The organism is Bacillus sp. MSP13, from assembly GCF_000815295.1.
Classification (GTDB): domain Bacteria; phylum Bacillota; class Bacilli; order Bacillales; family Bacillaceae; genus Bacillus; species Bacillus vallismortis.
Genome location: NZ_JXAQ01000013.1, coordinates 282,654 through 304,825 on the forward strand (window position 1 = coordinate 282,654; position 22,172 = coordinate 304,825).

22 protein-coding genes and 2 pseudogenes are annotated in these 22,172 nt (G+C 47.3%); 6 read left to right on the forward strand and 18 right to left on the reverse strand.

The genetic code is table 11. From position 1 onward, the window contains the following. Nucleotides 1–36 precede the first annotated feature (36 nt). A complete protein-coding gene (locus tag SC79_RS16295) occupies nucleotides 37–675 on the reverse strand; it encodes an esterase/lipase family protein (protein ID WP_010331400.1) in 639 nt (212 codons plus the stop codon). Between the two features lie 267 nt (nucleotides 676–942). Between SC79_RS16295 and SC79_RS21560 the strand changes: the two genes are divergently transcribed. The 3 genes from SC79_RS21560 to lmr(B) all read left to right on the forward strand — a co-directional run bounded on the left by SC79_RS21560 (nucleotide 943) and on the right by lmr(B) (nucleotide 3,523). Next, nucleotides 943–1,068: a hypothetical protein gene (locus SC79_RS21560; protein WP_257392331.1), complete on the forward strand. Its 126-nt coding sequence runs from the start codon at nucleotides 943–945 to the stop codon at nucleotides 1,066–1,068. Nucleotides 1,069–1,461: 393 nt separating this feature from the next. Then, nucleotides 1,462–2,028, forward strand: a complete 567-nt coding sequence (gene lmrA, locus SC79_RS16300) for a transcriptional regulator LmrA (protein WP_039075949.1) — start codon at nucleotides 1,462–1,464, stop codon at nucleotides 2,026–2,028. Nucleotides 2,029–2,083: 55 nt separating this feature from the next. Beyond that, a complete protein-coding gene (lmr(B), locus tag SC79_RS16305; protein ID WP_082022771.1) occupies nucleotides 2,084–3,523 on the forward strand; it encodes a lincomycin efflux MFS transporter Lmr(B) in 1,440 nt (479 codons plus the stop codon). A 57-nt stretch (nucleotides 3,524–3,580) separates the two neighbouring features. On the opposite strand, the gene SC79_RS16310 is transcribed toward lmr(B), so the two are convergent. Continuing rightward, the gene (locus SC79_RS16310) at nucleotides 3,581–4,690 is read right to left on the reverse strand and encodes an aminotransferase class V-fold PLP-dependent enzyme (RefSeq protein WP_039075951.1); all 1,110 of its coding nucleotides are present in this window, start codon (nucleotides 4,688–4,690) and stop codon (nucleotides 3,581–3,583) included. A 77-nt stretch (nucleotides 4,691–4,767) separates the two neighbouring features. Here SC79_RS16310 and pcp point away from each other — a divergent pair, with 77 nt between their 5' ends. Next, the gene (gene pcp, locus SC79_RS16315; protein WP_039075952.1) at nucleotides 4,768–5,415 is read left to right on the forward strand and encodes a pyroglutamyl-peptidase I; all 648 of its coding nucleotides are present in this window, start codon (nucleotides 4,768–4,770) and stop codon (nucleotides 5,413–5,415) included. Here the strand turns inward: pcp and tatC are convergent. The 7 genes and pseudogenes from tatC to SC79_RS16350 all read right to left on the reverse strand — a co-directional run bounded on the left by tatC (nucleotide 5,412) and on the right by SC79_RS16350 (nucleotide 11,031). Next, on the reverse strand, nucleotides 5,412–6,137 hold the full coding sequence (gene tatC / locus SC79_RS16320; protein ID WP_039075953.1) for a twin-arginine translocase subunit TatC: 726 nt from the start codon (nucleotides 6,135–6,137) through the stop codon (nucleotides 5,412–5,414). The genes pcp and tatC overlap by 4 nt on opposite strands. Nucleotides 6,138–6,197: 60 nt before the next feature. Continuing rightward, nucleotides 6,198–6,410, reverse strand: coding sequence for a sec-independent protein translocase protein TatAD (gene tatAD / locus SC79_RS16325; RefSeq protein WP_003223835.1), 213 nt, complete (start codon nucleotides 6,408–6,410; stop codon nucleotides 6,198–6,200). A 13-nt stretch (nucleotides 6,411–6,423) separates the two neighbouring features. After that, the gene (gene phoD, locus SC79_RS16330) at nucleotides 6,424–8,175 is read right to left on the reverse strand and encodes an alkaline phosphatase PhoD (protein ID WP_039075954.1); all 1,752 of its coding nucleotides are present in this window, start codon (nucleotides 8,173–8,175) and stop codon (nucleotides 6,424–6,426) included. Nucleotides 8,176–8,193: 18 nt separating this feature from the next. After that, a pseudogene (locus tag SC79_RS20200) lies at nucleotides 8,194–8,370 on the reverse strand (hypothetical protein). A gap of 79 nt (nucleotides 8,371–8,449) precedes the next feature. Further along, nucleotides 8,450–9,181, reverse strand: a complete 732-nt coding sequence (locus SC79_RS16340; protein ID WP_039075955.1) for a vWA domain-containing protein — start codon at nucleotides 9,179–9,181, stop codon at nucleotides 8,450–8,452. A gap of 100 nt (nucleotides 9,182–9,281) precedes the next feature. Continuing rightward, nucleotides 9,282–9,710 (reverse strand): cell wall hydrolase, encoded by a 429-nt coding sequence (locus tag SC79_RS16345; RefSeq protein ID WP_039075956.1) that lies wholly within the window; start codon nucleotides 9,708–9,710, stop codon nucleotides 9,282–9,284. Nucleotides 9,711–9,792: 82 nt separating this feature from the next. After that, a complete protein-coding gene (locus SC79_RS16350) occupies nucleotides 9,793–11,031 on the reverse strand; it encodes a serpin family protein (protein WP_039075957.1) in 1,239 nt (412 codons plus the stop codon). A gap of 111 nt (nucleotides 11,032–11,142) precedes the next feature. Here SC79_RS16350 and SC79_RS16355 point away from each other — a divergent pair, with 111 nt between their 5' ends. Continuing rightward, nucleotides 11,143–11,529 carry a DUF2512 family protein gene (locus SC79_RS16355; protein WP_039075958.1) on the forward strand — a complete coding sequence of 129 codons (387 nt, stop codon included), beginning with the start codon at nucleotides 11,143–11,145 and terminating at the stop codon, nucleotides 11,527–11,529. Nucleotides 11,530–11,727: 198 nt separating this feature from the next. Continuing rightward, nucleotides 11,728–11,820, forward strand: a pseudogene (locus tag SC79_RS21395) (hypothetical protein); the annotation flags it as partial. Here the strand turns inward: SC79_RS21395 and SC79_RS16360 are convergent. The 9 genes from SC79_RS16360 to gucD all read right to left on the reverse strand — a co-directional run bounded on the left by SC79_RS16360 (nucleotide 11,781) and on the right by gucD (nucleotide 22,167). Next, on the reverse strand, nucleotides 11,781–12,467 hold the full coding sequence (locus tag SC79_RS16360) for an ABC transporter permease (RefSeq protein ID WP_082022799.1): 687 nt from the start codon (nucleotides 12,465–12,467) through the stop codon (nucleotides 11,781–11,783). The pseudogene SC79_RS21395 and the gene SC79_RS16360 overlap by 40 nt on opposite strands. A gap of 18 nt (nucleotides 12,468–12,485) precedes the next feature. Beyond that, nucleotides 12,486–13,409, reverse strand: a complete 924-nt coding sequence (locus tag SC79_RS16365; RefSeq protein ID WP_039075960.1) for an ABC transporter ATP-binding protein — start codon at nucleotides 13,407–13,409, stop codon at nucleotides 12,486–12,488. Between the two features lie 94 nt (nucleotides 13,410–13,503). Further along, nucleotides 13,504–14,439 carry a HAMP domain-containing histidine kinase gene (locus SC79_RS16370; protein WP_039075961.1) on the reverse strand — a complete coding sequence of 312 codons (936 nt, stop codon included), beginning with the start codon at nucleotides 14,437–14,439 and terminating at the stop codon, nucleotides 13,504–13,506. Nucleotide 14,440: 1 nt separating this feature from the next. Continuing rightward, nucleotides 14,441–15,121, reverse strand: a complete 681-nt coding sequence (locus tag SC79_RS16375) for a response regulator transcription factor (RefSeq protein WP_082022801.1) — start codon at nucleotides 15,119–15,121, stop codon at nucleotides 14,441–14,443. 328 nt (nucleotides 15,122–15,449) lie between these two features. Then, nucleotides 15,450–16,982: a galactarate dehydratase gene (gene garD, locus SC79_RS16380; RefSeq protein ID WP_039075963.1), complete on the reverse strand. Its 1,533-nt coding sequence runs from the start codon at nucleotides 16,980–16,982 to the stop codon at nucleotides 15,450–15,452. A 91-nt stretch (nucleotides 16,983–17,073) separates the two neighbouring features. Then, complete coding sequence (locus SC79_RS16385) at nucleotides 17,074–17,775, reverse strand: FadR/GntR family transcriptional regulator (protein WP_039075964.1); 702 nt, start codon at nucleotides 17,773–17,775, stop codon at nucleotides 17,074–17,076. A gap of 69 nt (nucleotides 17,776–17,844) precedes the next feature. Then, complete coding sequence (gene gudD, locus SC79_RS16390; protein WP_039075965.1) at nucleotides 17,845–19,212, reverse strand: glucarate dehydratase; 1,368 nt, start codon at nucleotides 19,210–19,212, stop codon at nucleotides 17,845–17,847. A 36-nt stretch (nucleotides 19,213–19,248) separates the two neighbouring features. Beyond that, the gene (gene gudP / locus SC79_RS16395; RefSeq protein ID WP_039075966.1) at nucleotides 19,249–20,616 is read right to left on the reverse strand and encodes a glucarate transporter GudP; all 1,368 of its coding nucleotides are present in this window, start codon (nucleotides 20,614–20,616) and stop codon (nucleotides 19,249–19,251) included. 84 nt (nucleotides 20,617–20,700) lie between these two features. Next, entirely contained in the window at nucleotides 20,701–22,167 is a 1,467-nt protein-coding gene (gene gucD / locus SC79_RS16400) for an alpha-ketoglutaric semialdehyde dehydrogenase GucD (RefSeq protein ID WP_039075967.1), read from the reverse strand. Nucleotides 22,168–22,172: the final 5 nt, after the last annotated feature.

Here is a 22,172-nt window from a genome sequence, read left to right on the forward strand (position 1 = left end):
TTGAAGAATAGACATTCTTCAAGGTTATGTTTCTTATTAGTTCGTATTTTGGCCCCCGCCGTTGAGCCCTTCTTTAATCAGGCTGTTGACTTGGCTGCTGTATAGAAGCCCGATGTGGCCAACACCATGAATTTGAACGTTTTTGGCACCGTCTAATTTTGACAAGTAATTCATGACAATCATATCGGCACTGCTGTAAATGGATGTGTACAAAATCTTTTGATTAGGATCTGTTCCCGGAAGCGCCTTGCCTGTCGTCAAACGATTCGCTCCGCCAAGCGTTACGACGTTTTCAATTTTATTTCCGCCGTCCAGATTTTTTATGTAATAAAGTGTGTTCGCGCCCCCCATGCTGTGAGCGACAATATCCACTTTTTTCGCACCTGTTTCGTCCAACACCTTTTTCACAAAACGTGATAATACAGGGCCATTGTTATAATTCGTGCCTGTCTTGTCCCAAAAATCAACTGCATACAGCTTGCTTCGTGACCAGCCTTGAGAGACAAGATAACTCTTGATTCCCGAAAAATTGTATGATGCTCCTCCAATACCATGTACCATAACAACAGGATTGTGTTCAGCAGCCTTTGCTGACGGCTGCACCGCAAACAGCGATGTAACTGACAGCGCCAAAATTGTTACAAGTGCAATGAACTTACTTTTTACAAATTTCATAATTTCCTCCTTTTTTTGTAACAAATTCTTCAAATATATTACATTACCAAATTAATTATGAGAAGGGTAATTTCACCTTATTTTTAAAGAGAATTTAAGATTCGAGAAAGGTATTTTCACCTATTTTTGTTTTAACATATAAATATTAACAATCTTATCTTGAGTTCTTTCATTTTTGTACTCACGACCAATCAAATGAAGAAAGGTTTGAACTTCGCGTTGAATACAGTAAAGGGTTTTGTGTTTGGGGCTTTAGGGGCGTTATTTATGGCAAATATAAGAGAACATTTTTCTTTCACAGTGACAATCATCGTTTTAGTTGTTGTGATGACAGCTGCTTTCATTTTTGATGGTGTGTGGATCAGGCACAAAAAAAAGAGAGAAGGAGAGTAATCCTTTTCTCTTTTTTATTTGGTTTGATTCTCGTCTTTGGGTTTCGTTGATTTCGTGGAGTATCCAGCTGCTAATAAAAAGACAATGGCAAGTAGGTAAGCTAGAATCCCTTGGTGAAATACGTATATTGAAATGACATGAGATGCTGCGGCAAGAAGGATGAGGATCATTGTGTATCTATTGAATCGCAAATGAGAGAGACCTCCCTTATCGGTTTCTTCCATCATTTTATCATTAGCAAATTCAAAGATAAAGAAAGCTAAAAGTACCAGAGGCCCTTTAATTTTTGTTTTTCATACAGTCAATTTCTCTTGACATATGATGATTGAATCAAGATAATAGACCAGTCACTATATTTTATTTTTGATTGCAATTCAGTGAGGTGGGAATGTGATGAGTTATGGAGATTCCCGTGAGAAAATCCTTTCAGCAGCTACCCGGCTATTTCAGCTGCAGGGGTATTACGGCACGGGGCTGAGCCAGATTATAAAGGAAAGCGGCGCGCCTAAAGGCTCTCTTTATTACCACTTTCCGGGCGGTAAAGAACAGCTCGCGATCGAAGCGGTGAATGAGATGAAGGACTATATCCGCCAGAAAATCGCGGACTGCATGGAAGCCTGCACCGATCCGGCGGAAGGCATTCAATCCTTTTTGAAGGAGCTCTCCTGCCAATTTTCATGTACGGAAGACATTGAAGGCTTGCCTGTCGGCTTGCTTGCGGCTGAGACGTCATTGAAAAGCGAACCTTTGAGGGAAGCCTGCCATGAAGCCTACAAAGAGTGGGCCTCTGTGTATGAGGAAAAACTGCGGAAGGCAGGCTGCAGCGAGAGCCATGCTAAGGAAGCCAGCACTGTGATTAACGCGATGATTGAAGGCGGTATCCTTCTATCATTGACGGCAAAAAACAGCACACCGCTCCTTCATATCTCCAACCGCATACCCGCCCTGCTGAAGAGATAAAAAGAGACATACTTATATAAGCTGAATGAATTCATTCAGCTGACAGAGAGGGGAAATGATTTTGGAAACAGCAGCTAAAGCATCTCCGCAATACAAAGTGATGCCGATTATGATTTCCTTGCTGTTGGCCGGTTTTATCGGCATGTTCAGTGAAACGGCACTGAACATCGCGTTAACCGATCTTATGAAGGAATTAAATATTACAGCGGCAACCGTTCAATGGTTGACGACAGGCTACCTGCTAGTGCTTGGTATCCTCGTTCCTGTATCAGGCCTGCTCTTGCAGTGGTTCACAACAAGACAGCTTTTTACCGTGTCACTGATCTTTTCAATTGCAGGCACCTTGATCGCGGCGCTTGCGCCCAGCTTCCCGTTTTTATTAGCGGCGAGGATCGTTCAGGCTATTGGAACGGGGCTTTTATTGCCGCTGATGTTTAACACGATTTTGGTGATTTTCCCGCCTCATAAACGAGGCGCGGCGATGGGGACGATCGGACTTGTCATTATGTTTGCACCCGCCATCGGCCCGACTTTCTCCGGATTGGTTCTGGAGCATCTCAACTGGCACTGGATTTTTTGGATCTCTCTTCCGTTCCTTGTGCTGGCCCTTGTTTTCGGTATCGCGTATATGCAAAATGTATCTGAGATTACAAAGCCGAAAATTGATATATTGTCTATCATCCTGTCCACGATTGGTTTTGGCGGCATCGTGTTTGGATTCAGCAACGCGGGTGAAGGCTCCGGCGGATGGTCCAGCCCGACTGTTATCGTCTCGCTGATTGTCGGCGTTGTCAGTCTTATCCTGTTTTCAATCCGCCAGCTGACGATGAAGCAGCCAATGATCAATCTCCGTGCGTTCAAATATCCGATGTTTATTTTGGGCGTGCTCATGGTGTTCATTTGCATGATGGTCATTCTGTCCTCTATGCTGCTTCTGCCGATGTATTTGCAAGGCGGCTTAGTCCTGACGGCATTTGCCTCTGGCCTTATTCTCTTGCCGGGCGGCGTTTTAAACGGATTTATGTCCCCTGTTACAGGCCGTCTGTTCGACAAATACGGACCGAAATGGCTTGTCATCCCGGGATTTGTGATTGTGACTGTTGTCCTTTGGTTCTTCTCAAACATCACAACCACTTCAACGGCTGTGATGATTATCATCTTGCACACCTGCTTGATGATCGGAATCTCTATGATCATGATGCCTGCGCAGACAAATGGTTTAAACCAGCTTCCGCCTGAGTTTTATCCAGACGGCACCGCCATCATGAATACGCTCCAGCAAATGGCGGGCGCTATCGGAACAGCGGTTGCGGTCAGCATTATGGCTGCGGGCCAGCATGATTATATGAGCACAGCCAAAAACCCCACCGATCCGGCAGTCATCCCGCAGGCTTTGACAGCGGGCATACAGCACGCGTTTGTGTTTGCGATGATTGTGGCGATTATCGGTTTAATTGGCGCTTTCTTTTTGAAGCGGGTGAAGGTTGATCATTAATATGGAAAGCCCCTGATCTCAAGGTCAGGGGCTTTTGTTTGTTTACATGTGCCGCAATCAGCGCGCGGAGAAAACCGCCGCGATTTCATCAATCGCATGGCGCAATTCATCCTTCGTGTTGTAAAAGTGGGGAGCGAGACGAATGAGAGTGTCCCGCGGCGCGCAAATCACTTTTTTCTTCTTCAGCAGCGCCGCCGTTTCAGATGCCCGCTCATCCCGGATCGCAACCATACCCGGCTGATCCCCCGCTGGTGCCGCCGCCAGCTGCAGGCCTTTATCAGCAGCATATTGACATGCATCAGCACAGATCGTTTTCACATGATCCCGGATGCGGGAAACCCCGATATGGTTCAGCAGTGATAAAGCCGATGCCGCGGCGTATACACTGATAAAAGCAGGGGTGCCTGTTTGAAAACGCCGCGCGCCTGTGGCATAAGCCGCATCAAATCCGCCCCTGCCAAACCAAGCCGATGATTTCGGCTTCAGTGCGTCCGCAAGCTCCTTTCTCACATAAAGAAATGCCATTCCCGGTATGCCGAGCAAATACTTCCGGGTGCCCGCCGCCAGCATATCTGCGCCCCACTCCTTCACATCAATGGGAATGTGCCCCGCTGATTGATAAGCATCCACAAATAACAAAGAACCCTTTTTCTTAGACATCTCTGCGATCGCTTTTACATCCTGAACAAAGCCGTCCCGATAATGAACGTGCGGAACACACGTCAGCACTGTTTCATCTGTGATATCTTTTTCATATTGTTTGGGATGCAATCCCCTATCTATTGTTGGAATGACAGATACGGTATAATCGGATTGCGCCTGCCAAACATGGGACACCGCCGGAAAATCCATCTCCGTATACACAACATGCTTCTTTCGAAAACCAGATAAAGACGATGCGACAGAGACCAGCGCATCAGAAACTGACGGCACAATCGCAATTTCATCCGGTTCAGCCCCTATCAGCTTTGCAAACTCGTTTCTCGCACTCTCTGTTTTTTCGATTGCTTCATTCCAGTTCGTTCCCATAAGCAACAGGCTGTCATGATAGTCTTTGATCGCCCTCGACACAGGCTCTGCCAACGCGCTCTGAGAACAACTGGCAAGCATCGTATGTGTCCGCACGGTTGGGAACAGCTGGCGGTACCGCTGCGGCAAAGGCTCCATTGCGATTCACTCCTTTTCATTATTTTGATGAAAAAATCCATAAATAAACAATAGAATAAAAAAAAGGAGATGAGAAGATGAGAAAAAAAGTGCTGATCACAGGCTTTGACCCTTTTGACAAAGAAAAAGTCAATCCATCATGGGAAGCGGCGAAACAGCTGGATGGCTTCGAGACAGATGAAGCCATCATCACAGCAGCACAAATTCCGACTGTCTTTAAAACCGCTTTGGACACTCTGCGGCAAGCTATTCAGAAGCATCAGCCGGATATCGTGATCTGCGTTGGCCAAGCCGGCGAGCGGATGCAGATCACGCCGGAACGGGTGGCGATCAATCTCGCAGACGCGCGCATCCCCGATAATGAAGGCCAGCAGCCGATTGATGAAGAGATTTCTCCAGGCGGACCTGCCGCATACTGGACCGGGCTTCCTGTAAAAAGGATGACTGAGAACATGAAGGAAAACGGCATACCAGCCGCTGTTTCCCATACGGCAGGCACATTTGTATGCAACTATTTGTTCTACGGGTTAATGGATCACATTAGCCGAACATCTTCACACATTCGCGGCGGATTTATTCATATTCCTTTCATTCCTGAACAGACCATCGACAAAACAGCGCCGAGCCTCAGCTTGGACATGATTGTCCGGGCATTGAGGATCGCCGCTGTTACGGCAGCACAATACGATCAGGATGTGAAGTCACCCGGCGGTACGCTGCACTAAGCGGCCGCCGTTTCGCTTGTCAGTCTCTTTTTGTAAACAAGCGCCGATAAGGTGACACTCACTTCAAACAGGACAAGCAGCGGAATCATGACGAGAAAATCAGAAATGAAATCAGGCGGTGTAATCAATACAGACACGACAATCAGCAAAAAATAGGACAGCTTTCTCGCTTTGGCCAGCCGGTAAGGATTTAAGATGCCCAGTCTTGTTAAAAACATCACCACTAAAGGCATTTCAAACAGAAAGCCAAACGGCAGGCTCAAATTCACCATAAACCTGAAATAACGGTCAGCTGTAAACATCGTTTCAAAATGGCCGGAAGACAAATGAGTCAAAAAACTGAGTACGATCGGAAACAAGACAAAGTATCCGAAAGAGATCCCCGCCAAAAACAACGCAAACAACCCGGGTATGTACATGAGCGTCACCTTGCGCTCCGTTTTTGTCAAAGCGGGGGCAACGAAACGCCACAGCTGGTACGCGGCAACAGGGATGGAAGCCGCAATGGCACAAATGCCGGCAAGCATCATATACACCCAGAGGATTTCACTCGGCCCAAGCACAGCCAACTTCCCATCCAAATCCCTGATCAGCCAGTCATAAATATCCTGCACAAACAAAAAAGCCGTGATGAGAAATAGAAGAAATACCGCGAGAGTCGCGATAATCCGGCGGCGAAGCTCTTCTAAATGCCCGATCAGATGGGTTTCTTTTTTATCCATTCAAAAAAGCCCTCCCTTTTATAAAAAAAGAGGCAGACCCGGTGTCTGCCTCATCAGCACTCAGCCCGCGTTTTTGTCCTGCTTGACCGCTGTCAGCTCAGCCGATTTTTCTTCTTTTTCATCACCAGACACAAGTGATTTTGTGGCGCTTTTAAATTCCAGCAGTGTCCGTCCGGCAGCTCGCCCGATTTCGGGCAGCTTTGAAGGGCCAAAAATAATGAGGGCGATGACAAAGATCAGAATCAAGCCCGGTATCCCAATGTTTGAAAACATACTTTTTCACTCCTTAATTCGTGATTTTTGCCCGTTTCTTAATCATTTGTTTTTCATGGGCTGTGTTGTGCGCAAAGAACCGGTCCTCTTCGACTTCATCAGATTGCTTCACACCGCCTTGGATGGTTGTGGAGGAAACCTTTTTCAACCCGGTTTGGTCCTTTTGATAAACGAATGAAGCCCTTGTTGAAACCGCTGCGCCGGGTTCTGTCACAAACGGCATCACCCGATAATCGGCTTTCCACTGCTGAGGCGTCACAGTACAGCGGACATATCCGCGATAGTCATTAAAGAACTTAATATGCGGATTTTCCTTTAAAATTTTGTCTGTGTCCGCCCGTTTATCCGCGCCGTTTCCTCCAGAGGTGATCGAGGTTCCGACAAATTCAGCCCCGAAAATATTTGAGCTTGTCTTCTCAAAGTCGACGTGCAGATTCGATGCCCAGCTTGCGTGTACATCACCTGTCAGCACAACAACATTATTCAGGTTTTTGCTTTTAATAAAATTGATAACCCGCTCGCGCTGGGCCGGGTAGCCGTCCCACGAATCCATGCTGTAGATCGGGCTTGCGCTTGTCCCAAAATTCCACTTCGCAAAGAAAATCTGCTGCGCCAGCACATTCCAGTGCGCGGTCGAGCTGCTCAAATTGTTGAAGAGCCATTGCTCCTGTTCCTTTCCTAACAGGGTCCGATTCGGATTGCGCGATTCATCAGAAGGCGGCTTATTGCCGTCGTTATTGGCTTGGTCGTCCCTGTACTGGCGGGTATCAAGAACATTGAAGGATGCCAGGTTTCCGTACGTAAAGTGACGGTACAGCTGCATATCAGGACCATTCGGCAGAGAGGAGATGCGAAGCGGCATATGTTCATAGTACGCCTGATACGCAGCCGCACGGCGGAGCACGAATGCTTCAACCGACTGTCCTTTTTCCGGTATTTTATTGGCATAGTTATTTTCGACTTCGTGGTCATCCCACGTCACAACCCAAGGGAACGCCGCATGCGCAGCTTTTAAATTGGCATCAGAGCGGTATTGGGCATGGCGGTTCCGATAGTCTTGCAGCGTAATGATTTCCGCGCTGTTGTGCGTGCGGACATTGCCTGTTTTTGAAACATATTCATTTGGGCCATATTCATAGATGTAATCACCGAGATGGAAGACAAGATCAAGCTTTTCCTTCGCCATATGCTTGTAGGCCGTATAATATCCATGCTCATATTGCTGACAGGAAGCGAACGCAAAGGTCATCTGCGGGACATTGGCGCCCGGGGCAGGCAGCGTTTTTGTTTTTCCGACAGGGCTTAGTTCATGTCCGGTTTTGAAACGATAATAGTACACTTTATTTGGCTCAAGCCCGTCCGCCTCAACGTGAACAGAGTGGGCGAGGCTCGGTTTGGCCATCTCGGTGCCCTTTCTCACAATTTTGCGGAAATGTTCATCCTTTGCAACCTCCCATTTGACCGGGACCGCCTGTTTCGGCATTCCCCCGCCGTTCAGCGGATCTGGCGCAAGACGCGTCCAGAGCACGACACTGTCAGAAAGCGGATCTCCAGACGCGACCCCTAATGTAAACGGATAGCTAGAGAACCTAGGCGCAGCATTGACTTCAAATGCACCGATTGACTGAGCGATGGTTAATCCAAGCGAAAGCCCTGCAATCTTCCCCGCACCTTGAATAAATTTGCGGCGGTCAAACGTATTGTTTTGAAAGCTTTCCTCTTTCAGTTTCTGTACCCATTCATCAAAACGATTGTCGTGTGCCATTCAAGATCCCCTCTCTTCTCATTGATCGCCTCCATTATAGGAAATCATTGTTAAACGGCTGTGAAGAAGTATGAACCGATTGTAAGCGTTGAACATCAAAAACAGGTCTTCGCTCACAAACCTGCTGCTGATTCGTATCGAAAGCTGGCTAAATGGCGCTTTTTCCGCTTACCCTGTCGATTGCAAGCCGCCCATTCGAACTATTTTTCTTCACAGGATCTTAAAAAAACAAAAACACCGAGCCATTTCGCAGAATGACTCAGTGCCGTATCAGTTATTTTGAAAACAATCTGCTGAAAAAACCCTTCTTTTTCGGCTTTTCAGCAGGGGGCTCTTGTTCTCTTACAATTCCTTTTTGCCTCGCTTCCTTGAGCCAAAATGGAAATTCAGTAAGCAGAGCATCATAAAGCTCATCATCAGAAATGCGGTCGATTTCTTCAATACGCAGGAAATTCGTATTATCAATAGCGCGTCCTTCTAACGTATCCAGTTTATTGAGAAAATCGAAGTTTCCGTTTCCGATGCCGACAAACTGCCAAAACACCGGCTTATCAGAAGAGGCTGCAATAATTGGTTTGATCGACTTTTTACAGCCTCCGTCATTAATAAAAACGACGAAAGCGGGATAAGAACTCGGTTCCTCTGCAACGTATTTGCGCAGCACGTCCTTCATGACCGGCGGCTCATCATTTCTGCCGAATTTATGCAAGCGGTCATTATGTAAAATTTCACGATCGACATAACCTGAAAAATCCTTTTCAGAAACTGGCTTTAATCGGGAGAATTCGTTATCATACACCCATACATCCAGTAAGCCGTTATCATCAAATTGATCGGCCACAGCCAATATCCGTTCCACCACGTTTTGAACCGTTCCGTTTTTATAGAGCGCTCTCATGGACCCCGTGATATCAAGCACCAGTCCGACACGGGCCGTCACCTTCGTTAATTGCTTTTTCTCCAGTACGATCTTTACGCTTTTCTTTTGCAGGTCTATTGTTGCCATTCTGTCATCTCCGTTTTTACTTTCATTATCTCACAGGAATATTTTCCATTGTATATTTTTCAAATAAAAGACACCGTTCGATTTGAACGGCGCCCTGTCTCTAAAATGTGTTATATACATTTTCACACGTTTCCCCAGTCGGCTGATAAAAGCAGTGTGACTTGTATCTGGCCACTAGCGGCTGGTTATACCACTGGGGCGGACAGTCCCCCTCCGGTCTGAAGTACCACAAACTAAATTTTGCAGGCCAGATCCTTTCGCCATTAATCGAACGGCGTGCAAGGCTTTTCTCGCTCTCCCGTGCCCTTTGATAAAAATATCCATGAGTGACCGCCTCAAATGCGTGCGGCTGAAAAATCATCTGCCTGATGGTGCGGAGGCCTTTAAAATCTGAGCAATTTGCCCGCAGCCGATTAATTCCCACATTGCCGACAAGCAGCATCCCCTGCTTGCCTTCGCCTTCCGCTTCAGCTCTGAGCAGCCTTGCCAGCAAATCGATATCCTCGCTCGTTGCTCTAACGACCGCCATCACGTCACCTCCCCTTGATCTCCTTTCATCATATTTCATGACTTCAAAAGTGATGACGGAGGGACAGGAGAAGTTTGTAAATTTATTCATTCGGATTCGCGACAAAGCCTAAAAACAAAAGACTTTTTGTTTGTTCATCAGTAATGGCAAAGAAAAATGGGCGGTCGGCCCTCAAGGTAACGTCTGGGGCCAGTCCCCTCTCAATAACTTCCACTGAAGAGGCAGCCGCGGCTTCGGTCCCTGATTCATCCACCTTGATAAATGTATGGTGATTCACATCATCAATTGTTACCCCGCGGCCTTCAGTAAACATGCTGGAAAAGTCAGCAGCGGAAAAGACGGATTCCATCCCCATCTCCCGAAGAGCCTGTTTTACCTGAGACCTCCCATTCAATGTGAACCGGGGCATACTCAATTTCACTGCTTTGGGCTGAAATGAATTGTCCCATTCTTTTACACTTTGATTTGAAAATAAAGACATGAAAGAAGCCGGTTTTTTCTTTGGCAGAAATAAAGTGAAAGATAGGTGTTGATCTTCATATGGAAGCTTGACTGCTTGAAACAATTCATTTTCTAAGTAAGCAAGGCGTGCAGTCTGCTTCATCATCAGCAGTTTTTTGCTCGAGCCGTCAGGCAGAAAAAACAGCTCCTCAGCGGTCACGTGCCGGTCAAACGGCAGCGACCACTTTTCTTGAAAATAGACGGCGTTTATCAACAGCGAAACAGCCTCCGGTGAAAGACGATCCGCTATATCGTCAATATGTCCCTTTGTTTGGTGAGCCGTCCACTGATTGATCGAGTTTTTTGCGGTGTGAATATTCTCAGCCATTTTAAAGACACTGCCTGAGAAGAATTGTTTAATCGTTTGTTTAAAGTCTGGCTTAGCTTCAAGCCTTGACCATACGGCATTAGCAGTCAGCAGATCACCTTTCGGCAAAGATTCGAACCTTTTCAAGAGCGCATACGATGACTCATTTATAACGCTGTCTTGAATGTCCGACAAGTATAGGGCTGCTTTCATTTCTTTTGCTGTATCTCCAGCCGCTCCATTTGCTGTCATCATCAGCACCTGGTGTAAGCTGTACGGAGAAATCAGCAGATTATCCATTAACCTGCCATGGTCTGACATATTTCGGAACAAATCGAATCCGAATGAACGCTCCGCTTCAACAAAATCCTCATGAATATCGTAAGCTTTGTTTTTAGAAGAAGCAGGCAGGCGAGATGATTGAGCAGATGATGCGGGGGGTTCTTCAGCAGACTTGCACCCGCCTCCGAAAAGTATACACGTCAGCAAAATGGTCATCACTTTTCCCTTCATAAAAACATTCACTCCCTTATATGGACTGTAAAAACGCAATTTATGGTTTAACTTTCTGCATTTGAGGAATCATACATAACAAAATCAACATATAGAAGGAGGTCTTTTGGAATGACACATGTGAAAGCACTCGCGATTAAAGGTATTATGACAATCATTGTGTTGTATCTCGTGCTCGGTCTGGGTTTTGGTTACACGTTTGGTGATACGCTCTTAATAACACTTGTGTTAGGGATTATTTCTTATTTGCTGGGCGATCTTTATATCTTGCCGAGATGGAATAATATGATTGCAACGATAGCTGATTTTGGTCTGGCTTTTCTCGTCATTTGGCTGATGGGCATGCCGCTCTCTATGGGTATGACTGGCGGTGAAGTTGCATTGGCGGCTTTATTTGCCGCGGTCGCTATGGCAATCGGTGAATATTGCTTCCATTTCTATATGATGAGCAAAGAGATTGGCAAGAAGCATTATCTTGAAACAAGAACAGATTCATAATCGAAAGGCCGGTGCTGATAGCATCGGCCTCAGATTGTTGACAAAGACATAAAACGGTTTTTGTTTTATGTCTTTGTCATCTATCAGCGTGATTGAAAACCCTTGAAGTCTAGGAAGGACGAGCATCGGAGCACAGCGAATGTAGGAATTCGTGAGCACCGACGCGCAGGCCTGACAACGAATGCGAGGGTTTGTCGACACGCTGAGGCCGGTGCTGATAGCATCGGCCTTTTATAAGGGGGCGCCTTTGTTTACGCATCCTGCTTGTCTGCGTTCCTGATTGCCATGTAGGAAAAAAACAAACCGAAAGCTGCCAAAGATAATGGGATATACACAACAGACGAAATGGAGAAGCCCGGACTTGTTGAACTGATGAGCATCACAATCACTACAGATGAAATGATGGTTGCCGGAACCGAGTGTTTACGCATCCCAAAAAAGATGGGAACTAAACTGGTTCCAGCGGCGCCAAAAGCGAAAACCGCCATTTTTACCGCCTGCTGAGACATGATTTCTGACGTAAGCTCTCCCGGTATGAAATGATAGATCGAATTCAGCCAAAAGAAACCGGCGGCTATGAGCATATTCGAAAGCAAAATCGTTGTAAACGTCAGTCCGCCCGCGATCATAAGCTTAGCAGCGAGCAGTTTTTTACGGCTGATCGGGTATGTGAACATCACAAGAATCGTTTTGTTTTTATATTCGGAAATCACCAGTTTTGTAATCAGCACAGCGCCAAAAACGATAAATACCGCTCTGACGAAGGTGCCGATGATAAGAAACGCTTCCTCTATGCTTTGGAACGAACCCCCGCCATCGGCACTTTCTGAATAACTGATCAGCCACAAAAAGCCCATGATGATCAGGTTGGCAATAAGAACGCCTCTGACATACCAGCCCATTTTCATTTTTCTTAATTCAATTCTAATCAAATTCAGCAACTTGTCTCTCCTCCTTTACGCATTGATGCTATTGCCGTTGATCAAGTTAATAAAATAATCCTCCAGCGATGTATACTTTTTGTTCATTGATTCAATGTCTACATCATGTAAAATCAGCGCTTTAGAAATGGAAGACTGAGAGACTTCAGTCTCGTAAATCCGAATCGTTTTCTCGTTTAACATTTTAAAGTTGGTTATACGGAGCTCTTTCTCCAGCACAAAGCAGGCCCTTGTCTGATTCGGCGTGACAAGCTCGAGGTATTCTGTGTTCTGGCCTCTGACATCTTCCATTGACACCTCTTCAAGCAGCCTGCCGTCCCGAATGACGCCGATCGTGTCCGCAATTTGCTCGATTTCACTCAGCAAGTGGCTTGAGATCAGCAGCGTCATACCGTACTCTTTGCTCAGCACTTGAAACAGCTGCCTGATCTTTTTGATACCGAGAGGATCAAGACCATTCACCGGCTCATCCAAAATGAGCAAATCCGGCTTCGTGAGAATGGCACGCGCAATCCCAAGGCGCTGCTTCATACCAAGCGAAAATGTTTTAACTGGCTTCTTGTCGATTTGTTTTAGATTCACCATATCCAGCACTTCTTGAATGGCTTTTTTATTGTGATATCCCATGTATTCACAATGCAGGTCTAAATTTTCTGCGGCTGTCAGGTTTTCATAAAATATCGGATATTCGATCATGCTGCCAATGTTGCCCAGCACCTCGTATGATGTGCGGGTGAGCTTGTTCCCTAGGATGCTAATCTCACCGCTTGTCGGTTTGACAAGGTTCGTCAGCATTTTCATAATGGTTGTTTTCCCCGCGCCGTTCGGGCCGAGAAAGCCATAGATTTCGCCTTTTTTTATATGCATGCTGACATTGGATACAACTTCTTTGCCCTGGTACGTTTTGGTCAGTCCGTTTGTTTGTACGATATAAGTCAACTTGGTTTCTCCTTCCTTCTCTTTTTCTGTTTTCTATTGTAGCGGTGAGCCCTGTCATTTTTATTTCTCATATCTTAAGAAATTCTTACGTTTGTTAATAGGTCATGCGTTTCAATGTAATCGTAAATGCGGTCCGTTCGTAAGGCTTGCTTTGAACGGATATTGACCCTCCCATTTTTTCTGTGAGCCGTTTCGTGATGGTTAATCCGAGACCGCTTCCTTGAAATGCTTTATTTCTGGATTCTTCAAGGGTGTACAGCCTCTCAAACACACGCTGCTGGCCGGTCTCACTGATTCCTTTTCCGCGATCCCATACAGTGATGGCAACGCTCGTTTCGTCATAGAACAGCTCCATGCCGATAAACTTGCCGGCCGCGCCATATTGAATCGCATTGGATAATAAGTTTTGCAGGATTCTGTCTAATGCCTCTTCATTCGCGTGGGCATACACTGGCGTATCCGGAATGTCGATGGCAGCTTGAAAGCCTTTTGACTGAACGGCGTCATAATAGTGCAGGATATTTCGTTTGCATATGTCGTTCATATGGATTTTGGTGATTGGGATGTCTTGATCTTCAGATTCTAATTTTGCTAAATCAAAAAAAGAGTTGATCATCTGAATGAGTTCATTTGTTTTCTGTCGGAGCTTCCCCTGCAATCTTTCCCGCTCTTCGGTAGGCATGTCCGGGTCACTTTGAATGGTTTCGATATAGCCGAGGATGACTGTTAACGGTGTTTTCAGGTCGTGTGACATATTGGTCAGCATCCGCTTCATAGATTGCTCTGTTTTGGCAAACCGGGCGCTGATCTGCTGACGATTCTCAACAAACAGGTTGATGTTGACAAGCAGGTCTTTGAGCGCCTGATCATCTGTATGAAGCAAAATTTGCCCTGTCGAATCCCGATTGAGCATGGCGCCAAGCTGTTCTGCCGTGTATGCCAGATTCCCATCCCGTCTCTTTTTCATCATAAATTGAATCACATTCAAACACGCCAGAGCGATGACAGCGGCTATCCATAACACTGTCATGCTAAAACTCTCCTAATTTATAACCAATGCCCCATAACGTTTTAATATATTGAGGTGAAGAGGGGTCATCTTCAATCTTTTCTCTAAGCCGCCGCATATGTACGTTAATGATGTTTTGATCGCCAAAGTACTCTTCATTCCAGATAGAACGGTAGATTTGTTCTTTCGTAAACACTTTTTTAGGATTTGCCGCAAATAAGCACAGCAGCTGCCATTCTGTTGACGTCAGCTGAAGCGGCCGCCCATTTTTCAAGACTGAGACATTGTCTGTATCGATCGCAAGCTGGTGAATCCGAATCATCTTATTCTGGGCCGGTTCCTCCGTCGAATATTGCGTCGCCCGCCGTATCGCAGCCTTTATTCTGGCTGTCAGCTCAATCATCGAAAACGGTTTGGCGATATAATCATCCGCACCAAACCCCAGTCCCAATGCCTTGTCCACCTCTCCGTCTTTTGCAGAAATCATCAACACCGGAATGTTACTTTTTTCCCGAATGATTTTCAGAAAATCCATGCCGTTTAGCTTCGGCAGCATGATATCAAGCAGAATCAAATCGTATGAATCCTGCTGAAACAGCCGGATGCCTTCTTCTCCATCGAAAGCATGCACCATCTCAAAGCCTTCTTTTGTTAAATAATGATCCACCATTTCACTGATGGAATGGTCGTCCTCCACAAGCAATATGCGCTGCATCTTCTCACCTAACCTTTGCAAAATCAAAAAACACACACGTGGTTACACATATTGTAATGGAAAATCGTGTGTGTTTTGCAAAAATTATTAAATTTTCTTTTTTTCTATATCCCATACCTGTTATGAAAATGAAGACTTGCTCGCATCCAATGCCTTGAATAAGTGAAGCCTGTCATCGAGATGTCAAGGCAGGCTCTCCCACTGTTATGCCGGCGGCTAGCTGTGCTCCGATTTCGTTTTTGGCCCATCATGGACCCCTTCGCTATTTTTATACCAGTCACCATTTTATACAATATTCCACTCTCATAAAAATGAATTAAGTCACTGGAGCAGGATTAAACAAGCACAAATCATTATGAAGGCCCCAACGGTCCGCCCACGTTTGTTTGCGGCCGCTTGCCACATCCAGAATCGTTCTGAAAATTTCCCATCCTACGTCTTCAATACTGGCCTCTCCTGTCGCGATTCGTCCGGCATTGATATCGATTAAATCCGCCCAATGCTCTGATAATGAATGCCGCGTCGATACTTTCAGCACCGGAGCAGCGGCCAGGCCGTACGGTGTTCCTCTTCCTGTCGTAAAAACCTGCAGATTCATGCCTGCCGCCAGCTGGAGGGTACCGCACACGAAATCGCTTGCCGGTGTCGCCGCGAACAGCAGGCCTTTTTGCTCCGCCTTTTCACCTGGTCCGAGCACGCCGGAGATGGAGCTTGAGCCCGATTTGGCTACTGAGCCTAACGCTTTTTCCACCACATTGGATAACCCGCCTTTTTTATTGCCTGGTGAAGGGTTTGCACTTCGATCTGCGTCTCCCCGCCGGAGATAGCTGTCATACCACTTCATCTCTTTGATCAGCGATTGTCCGACCTCTTCGCTGACCGCCCGCGGCGTTAACAAATGAATGGCATCCCGCACCTCTGTCACCTCAGAAAATAAAACCGTCGCACCTGCTCGAACCAATAAATCAGCCGCATACCCTACGGCAGGGTTCGCTGTCACGCCTGAAAACGCGTCACTGCCGCCGCATTGCAGGCCAATGACTAGATCAGAAGCAGGACAGGTCACACGGGTTCTGCTGTTCATCCTGATTAGCCGTTCCTCCGCCATATCCAAAATGGATTGAATCATTGCCGCAAAACCTTGGTGATCTTGGAGTGAGAGGATGTCATCAGGATTCTCAGAAGCGATTCTTGCCGGGAGAAGCTTTTCACATCCTAATCCGATGACCATCACTTCGCCGCCGAAGTTCGGATGCTTCGCCAGATTTTGAATTGTGCGAATCGGAATGACAGCATCGGGCGCATTGATCGCCACGCCGCATCCGTATTGATGATGCAGCGGCACAACATCATCGACGTTTGGATAGTTTGGCAGCAGCTCTTCTTTGATCCGCTTAACCGCATAATCCAAAACGCCAACCACACATTGAACACTTGTGGTGATACCGAGAATATTTTTCGTCCCGGTACTGCCGTCTGCATTTCGATACCCTTCAAACGTGTAGCCTTCAAGTGGCGGCAGCGGCTTCGGCACTCTGTTTGCGAGAGGAAGGTCATCTAAAGCCGGGGGAGCGGGCATTCTTACGAGGGCTTCCCTTATCCAGCTCCCGCGTTTGATCGTCTCATCGGCAAATCCGATCACTTCCCCGTAACGCACGATCTCATCTCCTTGATTCAGGCCGGTTAAGGCCACCTTATGGCCTTGAGGGACATCTTCTTCAAGTACGAGCCCGCATGAAAAAACAGTGCCCTTTGGCAGTCCTCCATCATTGACAATAATCGCCGTGTTATCTGTTTCATTCACTTTGATGTAAAGGGGCGCTTGGTTCTGTCTGAGGTTCATCGCCATCTGAAATCACTCCTCATATCATAGTAAGCGTTTTCTAAACCGGTTCAAAAAAACCGCAGCTATTTCGGTTCAACTGCGGCTGTCTCTACAATTATTTCTCATCCATGCCTTTCAAAATTTTGTCACGGACAAATTTCAGATGCTCATACATGTGGTAATGCGCTTTGTAAGGGTCTCTTTCAGCAAGTGCATCGTAGATTTTTTTGTGATAATCGACGGTTATATCTCTCTCCCTGTAAGGAATCTGGCTGTCAATTTTCGCGTGGGTGATCAAGAGGGACTGAATCATCCCTTCAACAACGGGGTTATTGGCACTTAATGCAATAATTCGATGGAATTCTTTATCTGCTTCACCATAAAGATTGTCAGTGCTGTTGGCGATGTCGTCGATCGTCTTCCGCATACGCTGAAGCTCATCCTCATTGATTTTTTCCGCGGCAATCGTCACGAGCCCGAGTTCTAGCGCCATCCGCGCTTCAATGATAGCCGGAAGATTATCAGTGGCCAAGGCAAGCATGACGGAAAATGGCTGCATGCCAATTTTGTCATTGAAATACGTGCCGCCGCGGGTTTTTCTCGTAATGACGCCCAGCGTTTCAAGTGAACTTAGCGCCTCCCGAAGCACCGGCCTGCTGACATGCAAAATGTCCATCAGTTCCATTTCTGTCGGCAATTTGTCTCCAGCCTTTAACTGTCCGCTTGATAATAAATGAACAATCCGTTCAATGACCTGCTTGGCTAATGTTTTCCGATTGACTGTATCGACTTTCAGATCTTCTAAACCTTCGTACACGAACAACTCTCCTTTCAGTTGTTCAATTGTAAGACAAAATAGCCGGTATGACAATATTGTCAATCAAACTTATCGCACAAGACACGGGCGTTTCCGATCGAACTCCCAGCTGCTGATCAGATACTGCATAGGGATCGCATCATTCCGGGCGCCTAAATTCATTTTTCGATAGAGTTCATGCGCTTTTTCCACTTGTTCCATATCAATGTCAACACCAAGACCGGGCTTATTCGGCACCTTCACACAGCCATCGGCAATCTCAAAAGGCTGTTTCGTCAACCGCTGCCCGTCCTGCCAGATCCAATGGGTATCAATCGCCGTGATGCGTCCCGGAGCCGCTGCTGCCACATGGGTAAACATCGCAAGGGAGATATCAAAGTGGTTGTTGGAGTGGGAGCCCCATGTCAACCCCCAATCATGGCACATTTGCGCAACCCGCACCGAACCCTGCATTGTCCAGAAATGGGGATCAGCCAAAGGAATATCCACGGCGTGAAGCTGGATCGCGTGACCCATTTCCCGCCAGTCGGTTGCAATCATATTGGTCGCAGTTGGAAGGCCTGTCGCGCGGCGGAATTCAGCCATTACTTCTCGGGCGGAATAGCCGTTTTCATCCCCGCACGGGTCTTCCGCATACGCGAGCACATCATGCTTGCCTTTGCATAATGCAATCGCTTCCTCTAATGACCACGCCCCGTTCGGATCAAGGGTGATCCTTGACTCTGGAAAACGTTTCGCCAATGCGGTGACAGCTTCGATTTCTTCCTCCCCCCGCAGCACCCCGCCTTTCAGCTTAAAATCCTGAAAGCCGTAGCGCTCCTGCGCGGATTCAGCAAGACGTACAATGGCCTCTGGGGTCAGCGCTTCCTCATGGCGGAGACGGAACCACCCGCAATCTGACTGCTCATCGCTTTGATATGGCAGGGTCGTCCGCTTTCGATCGCCGATGTAAAAGAGGTAGCCGAGCATTTTCACTTCATCACGCTGTTTTCCTTCGCCCAGCAAAGCCGCGACCGGTTCCTGAAGAAACGTTCCAAGCAAATCTAACAAAGCCGCTTCCAGCGCTGTGACGGCATGTACCGTGGTGCGCAAATCAAACGTCTGGATGCCGCGTCCTCCTCTGTCCTGGTCGGCAAACTGCTTTCTGACCGTTTGCAATATCGACTGGTATGCGCCAATGGATTTTCCGATAACAAGCGGCTCCGCCAGCTCCAGTGTGCGGCGAATCTGTTCTCCGCCGGGCACCTCGCCGACACCTTGATTTCCGCTGGTGTCAGTTAGGATCACAATATTTCGGGTGAAAAATGGGCTATGCGCGCCACTCAAATTCAGCAGCATACTATCATGTCCCGCAACAGGGATCACCTTCATCTCACAAATTGAAGGAATATTCGATCTCTTTTCTTTTTGAACCTGCTCTTGCAGTGATGAACTCATCTATTTCCCTCCTATTATAAAGCGCTTTCATAAATATTAGATGGGCACTGATTGATCGGGGCCCTGTTCTTGTTTCTTTAACACCACACGTTTGATTGGCCCGACCAGCAGCAAATAGCTAAGGATCGCCGCAACCGCGTTCGCGCCGACAAACACGAGCGCGCCATTAAAAGATCCTGTGGCACTTACGATGTAGCCGATGATAATCGGTGTTGTAATCGAGGCAATATTCCCAAACGTGTTGAACAAACCGCCGCTTAATCCTGCACACTCTTTCGGAGACGTGTCCGACACGACAGCCCACCCCAATGCGCCGAAGCCTTTTCCGAAAAACGCAAGTGACATAATGACGACGACGAGCCACGCTGAATCTGTATAGTTACAGATGATCATACTGCAAGACAGCAGCATGCCGACAATGATCGGCGCTTTTCTTGCAAAGGTCAGCGAACGGCCTTTTTTGAGTAAGATGTCTGACACGATGCCTCCAAGCACGCCGCCGGCAAATCCGCACAGCGCCGGAAGAGAAGCGACAAACCCAGCTTCAAGAATAGACATGCCGCGGGCCTGAACCAAATATACCGGAAACCATGTGAGAAAGAAATAAGTGAGAGTCGTAATGCAATATTGCGCGATGTATACGCCAATCAGCATGCGGTTCGTTAACAGCTGTTTGATATACGGCCATTTCGATTCTGTTTCTTGCTTGCTTTTGCTGTCATCCATCGAAATCAGCCCGCCGCCCTGTTCGATATACGCAAGCTCGGCTTCATTCACCTTCGGATGTTTTTTCGGTTCATATACCGTTTTTATCCAGAAGATAGCCAGAAGAATGCCCGTTGCACCCATGACAACAAAGACGGAATGCCAGCCGAAAGAGTGGGTGAGCCAGCCCATTAAAGGAGAAAAAATGACGATTGCGAAGTATTGAGCTGAATTAAAAAAGGCTGAAGCTGTCCCGCGCTCGGAGCTTGGGAACCATGAAGCAACAACTCTGCCGTTTCCGGGAAATGATGGCGCTTCGGAAAAGCCGACCAGAAAACGAAGGGCAAACAGCAGGATAATCGCTGTGCCGGCGGAGAAAAAACCAATCGCCCCTTGCAGCAGCGTAAAAAACGACCAGAAAAAGATGCTTAACGCTATGACAGTCTTTGAACCAAACCGGTCAAGCAGCCAGCCGCCCGGAAGCTGCCCGATAACATAGGCCCAGCCAAAAGCAGAAAAGACATATCCCATGGCGACCGAGTCCAACCCCAAATCATGCTGGACGGAATCTCCCGTGATAGAAAGTGTCGCCCGATCCGCGTAGTTGATTGAGGTCACAAGAAACAGCATAAAAACGATGAACCAGCGTACAGACGTTTTTTTGCGCGCCGGTGAAACATTCGCATAGTCTTTTTTCATAGTATCTTCTCCTTTTCAAAGTAGAGAATCATATGCTGGCTGTGAGAAAGCTGGGAAAGAGACGTTAGCCTCTTTCCAGCATCATTACGGCTTCACAAAAACGGTTTTGATCGCCGTGAAAAAGTCCTTCGCTGCCTCACCCTGTTCGCGGGAGTGGGAGCTCGACTGTTTCATGCCGCCAAAAGGCGCCTGAAGCTCTACTCCCGCGCTTTCCGCGTTGACCCGGACAAGCCCGGCGTCAATTTCATCAACGAATGAAAGCATTCGGCCGATATTTCTCGTGAAAATGGATGCGCTTAAGCCGAACTTCACATCATTGGCAATGTCCAGTGCCTCCCCCATCGTGTCCACCTTGATCAGGGCAATCACTGGGCCGAAGATTTCCTCTTGGGCAATCGTCATCTCAGATGTCACATTGTCAAAAATGGCAGGCTGAACATAATAGCCGTTTTGATACTTTCCGTCCTCCAGCTTTTCTCCTCCGATCAAAAGGGAAGCCCCTTCCTGTTTGCCTTTCTCAATGTACGACAGGCAGTTATCAAGCTGATTCTTGCTGGCGATCGGTCCCATCCAGACATCCTCTTGTAAGCTGTCTCCGATCGTAATATCCTTTGTGTGCTGGAGCAGTTTTTCTTTAAAACGGTCGTAAATTCCGCTTTGCACGATGACGCGGCTTGTCGCAGTGCACTTCTGGCCAGTTGAACGGAAGGCACCCGTAACGACAGCTTCAGCCGCAGCTTCCAGATCAGCGTCATTAGCTACGATGACCGGGTTTTTGCCGCCCATTTCAAGCTGGTATTTGGCTCCTCTCGCTAAAGCGGCCTGCCCAATGATTTTTCCGACCTGATTTGATCCGGTAAACGTAATAGCGTTAACACCGTCATGCTCAGCAAGCCCCTGCCCGACAACAGAACCCGGTCCTGTTATCAAATTGATGACCCCTGCCGGCAGCCCCGCTTCTTCAAAGCAGGCAATCATTTTCGCGCAAGTAACGGCTGTTTCTGTCGCCGGTTTGATGACAACGGTATTGCCGTATACCAATGCCGGGGCCATTTTCCAAATCGGAATCGCGACCGGGAAGTTCCACGGAGAAATCACGCCGACCACACCGAGCGGAACACGGGTTGTGAACATGAGCGCGTCTTTGTCAGTAGACGGAATGACGTCACCCGTTTTGCGCATGCCCTCTCCGGCATAATAGCGCAGAATCGCAATACCCCGAGCCGTTTCTCCTTTCGCTTCCGGCAGTGTTTTTCCCATTTCACGCGTTGCGCAGGCGGCGATTTCCTCCAAACGCTGTTCCATGATATCCGCCGTTTTGTATAAGTATTGGCCCCGCTCGGCCCCCGTCAGCTTTCTCCAAGCCCTTTTGGCTTTATTGGCAGCGGTGACGGCCCGTTCCACATCTTCAGCCGTTGAGTTCTGTACATAACCGACAATATCATTCACATTCGCGGGGTTTTCGACCTTGACCATATCGCCTGACTCAGACTTCACCCACTCTCCGTTAATAAAGTTGAGATACGTGTTTTGTTCCGTGATTACAGACATGCCCA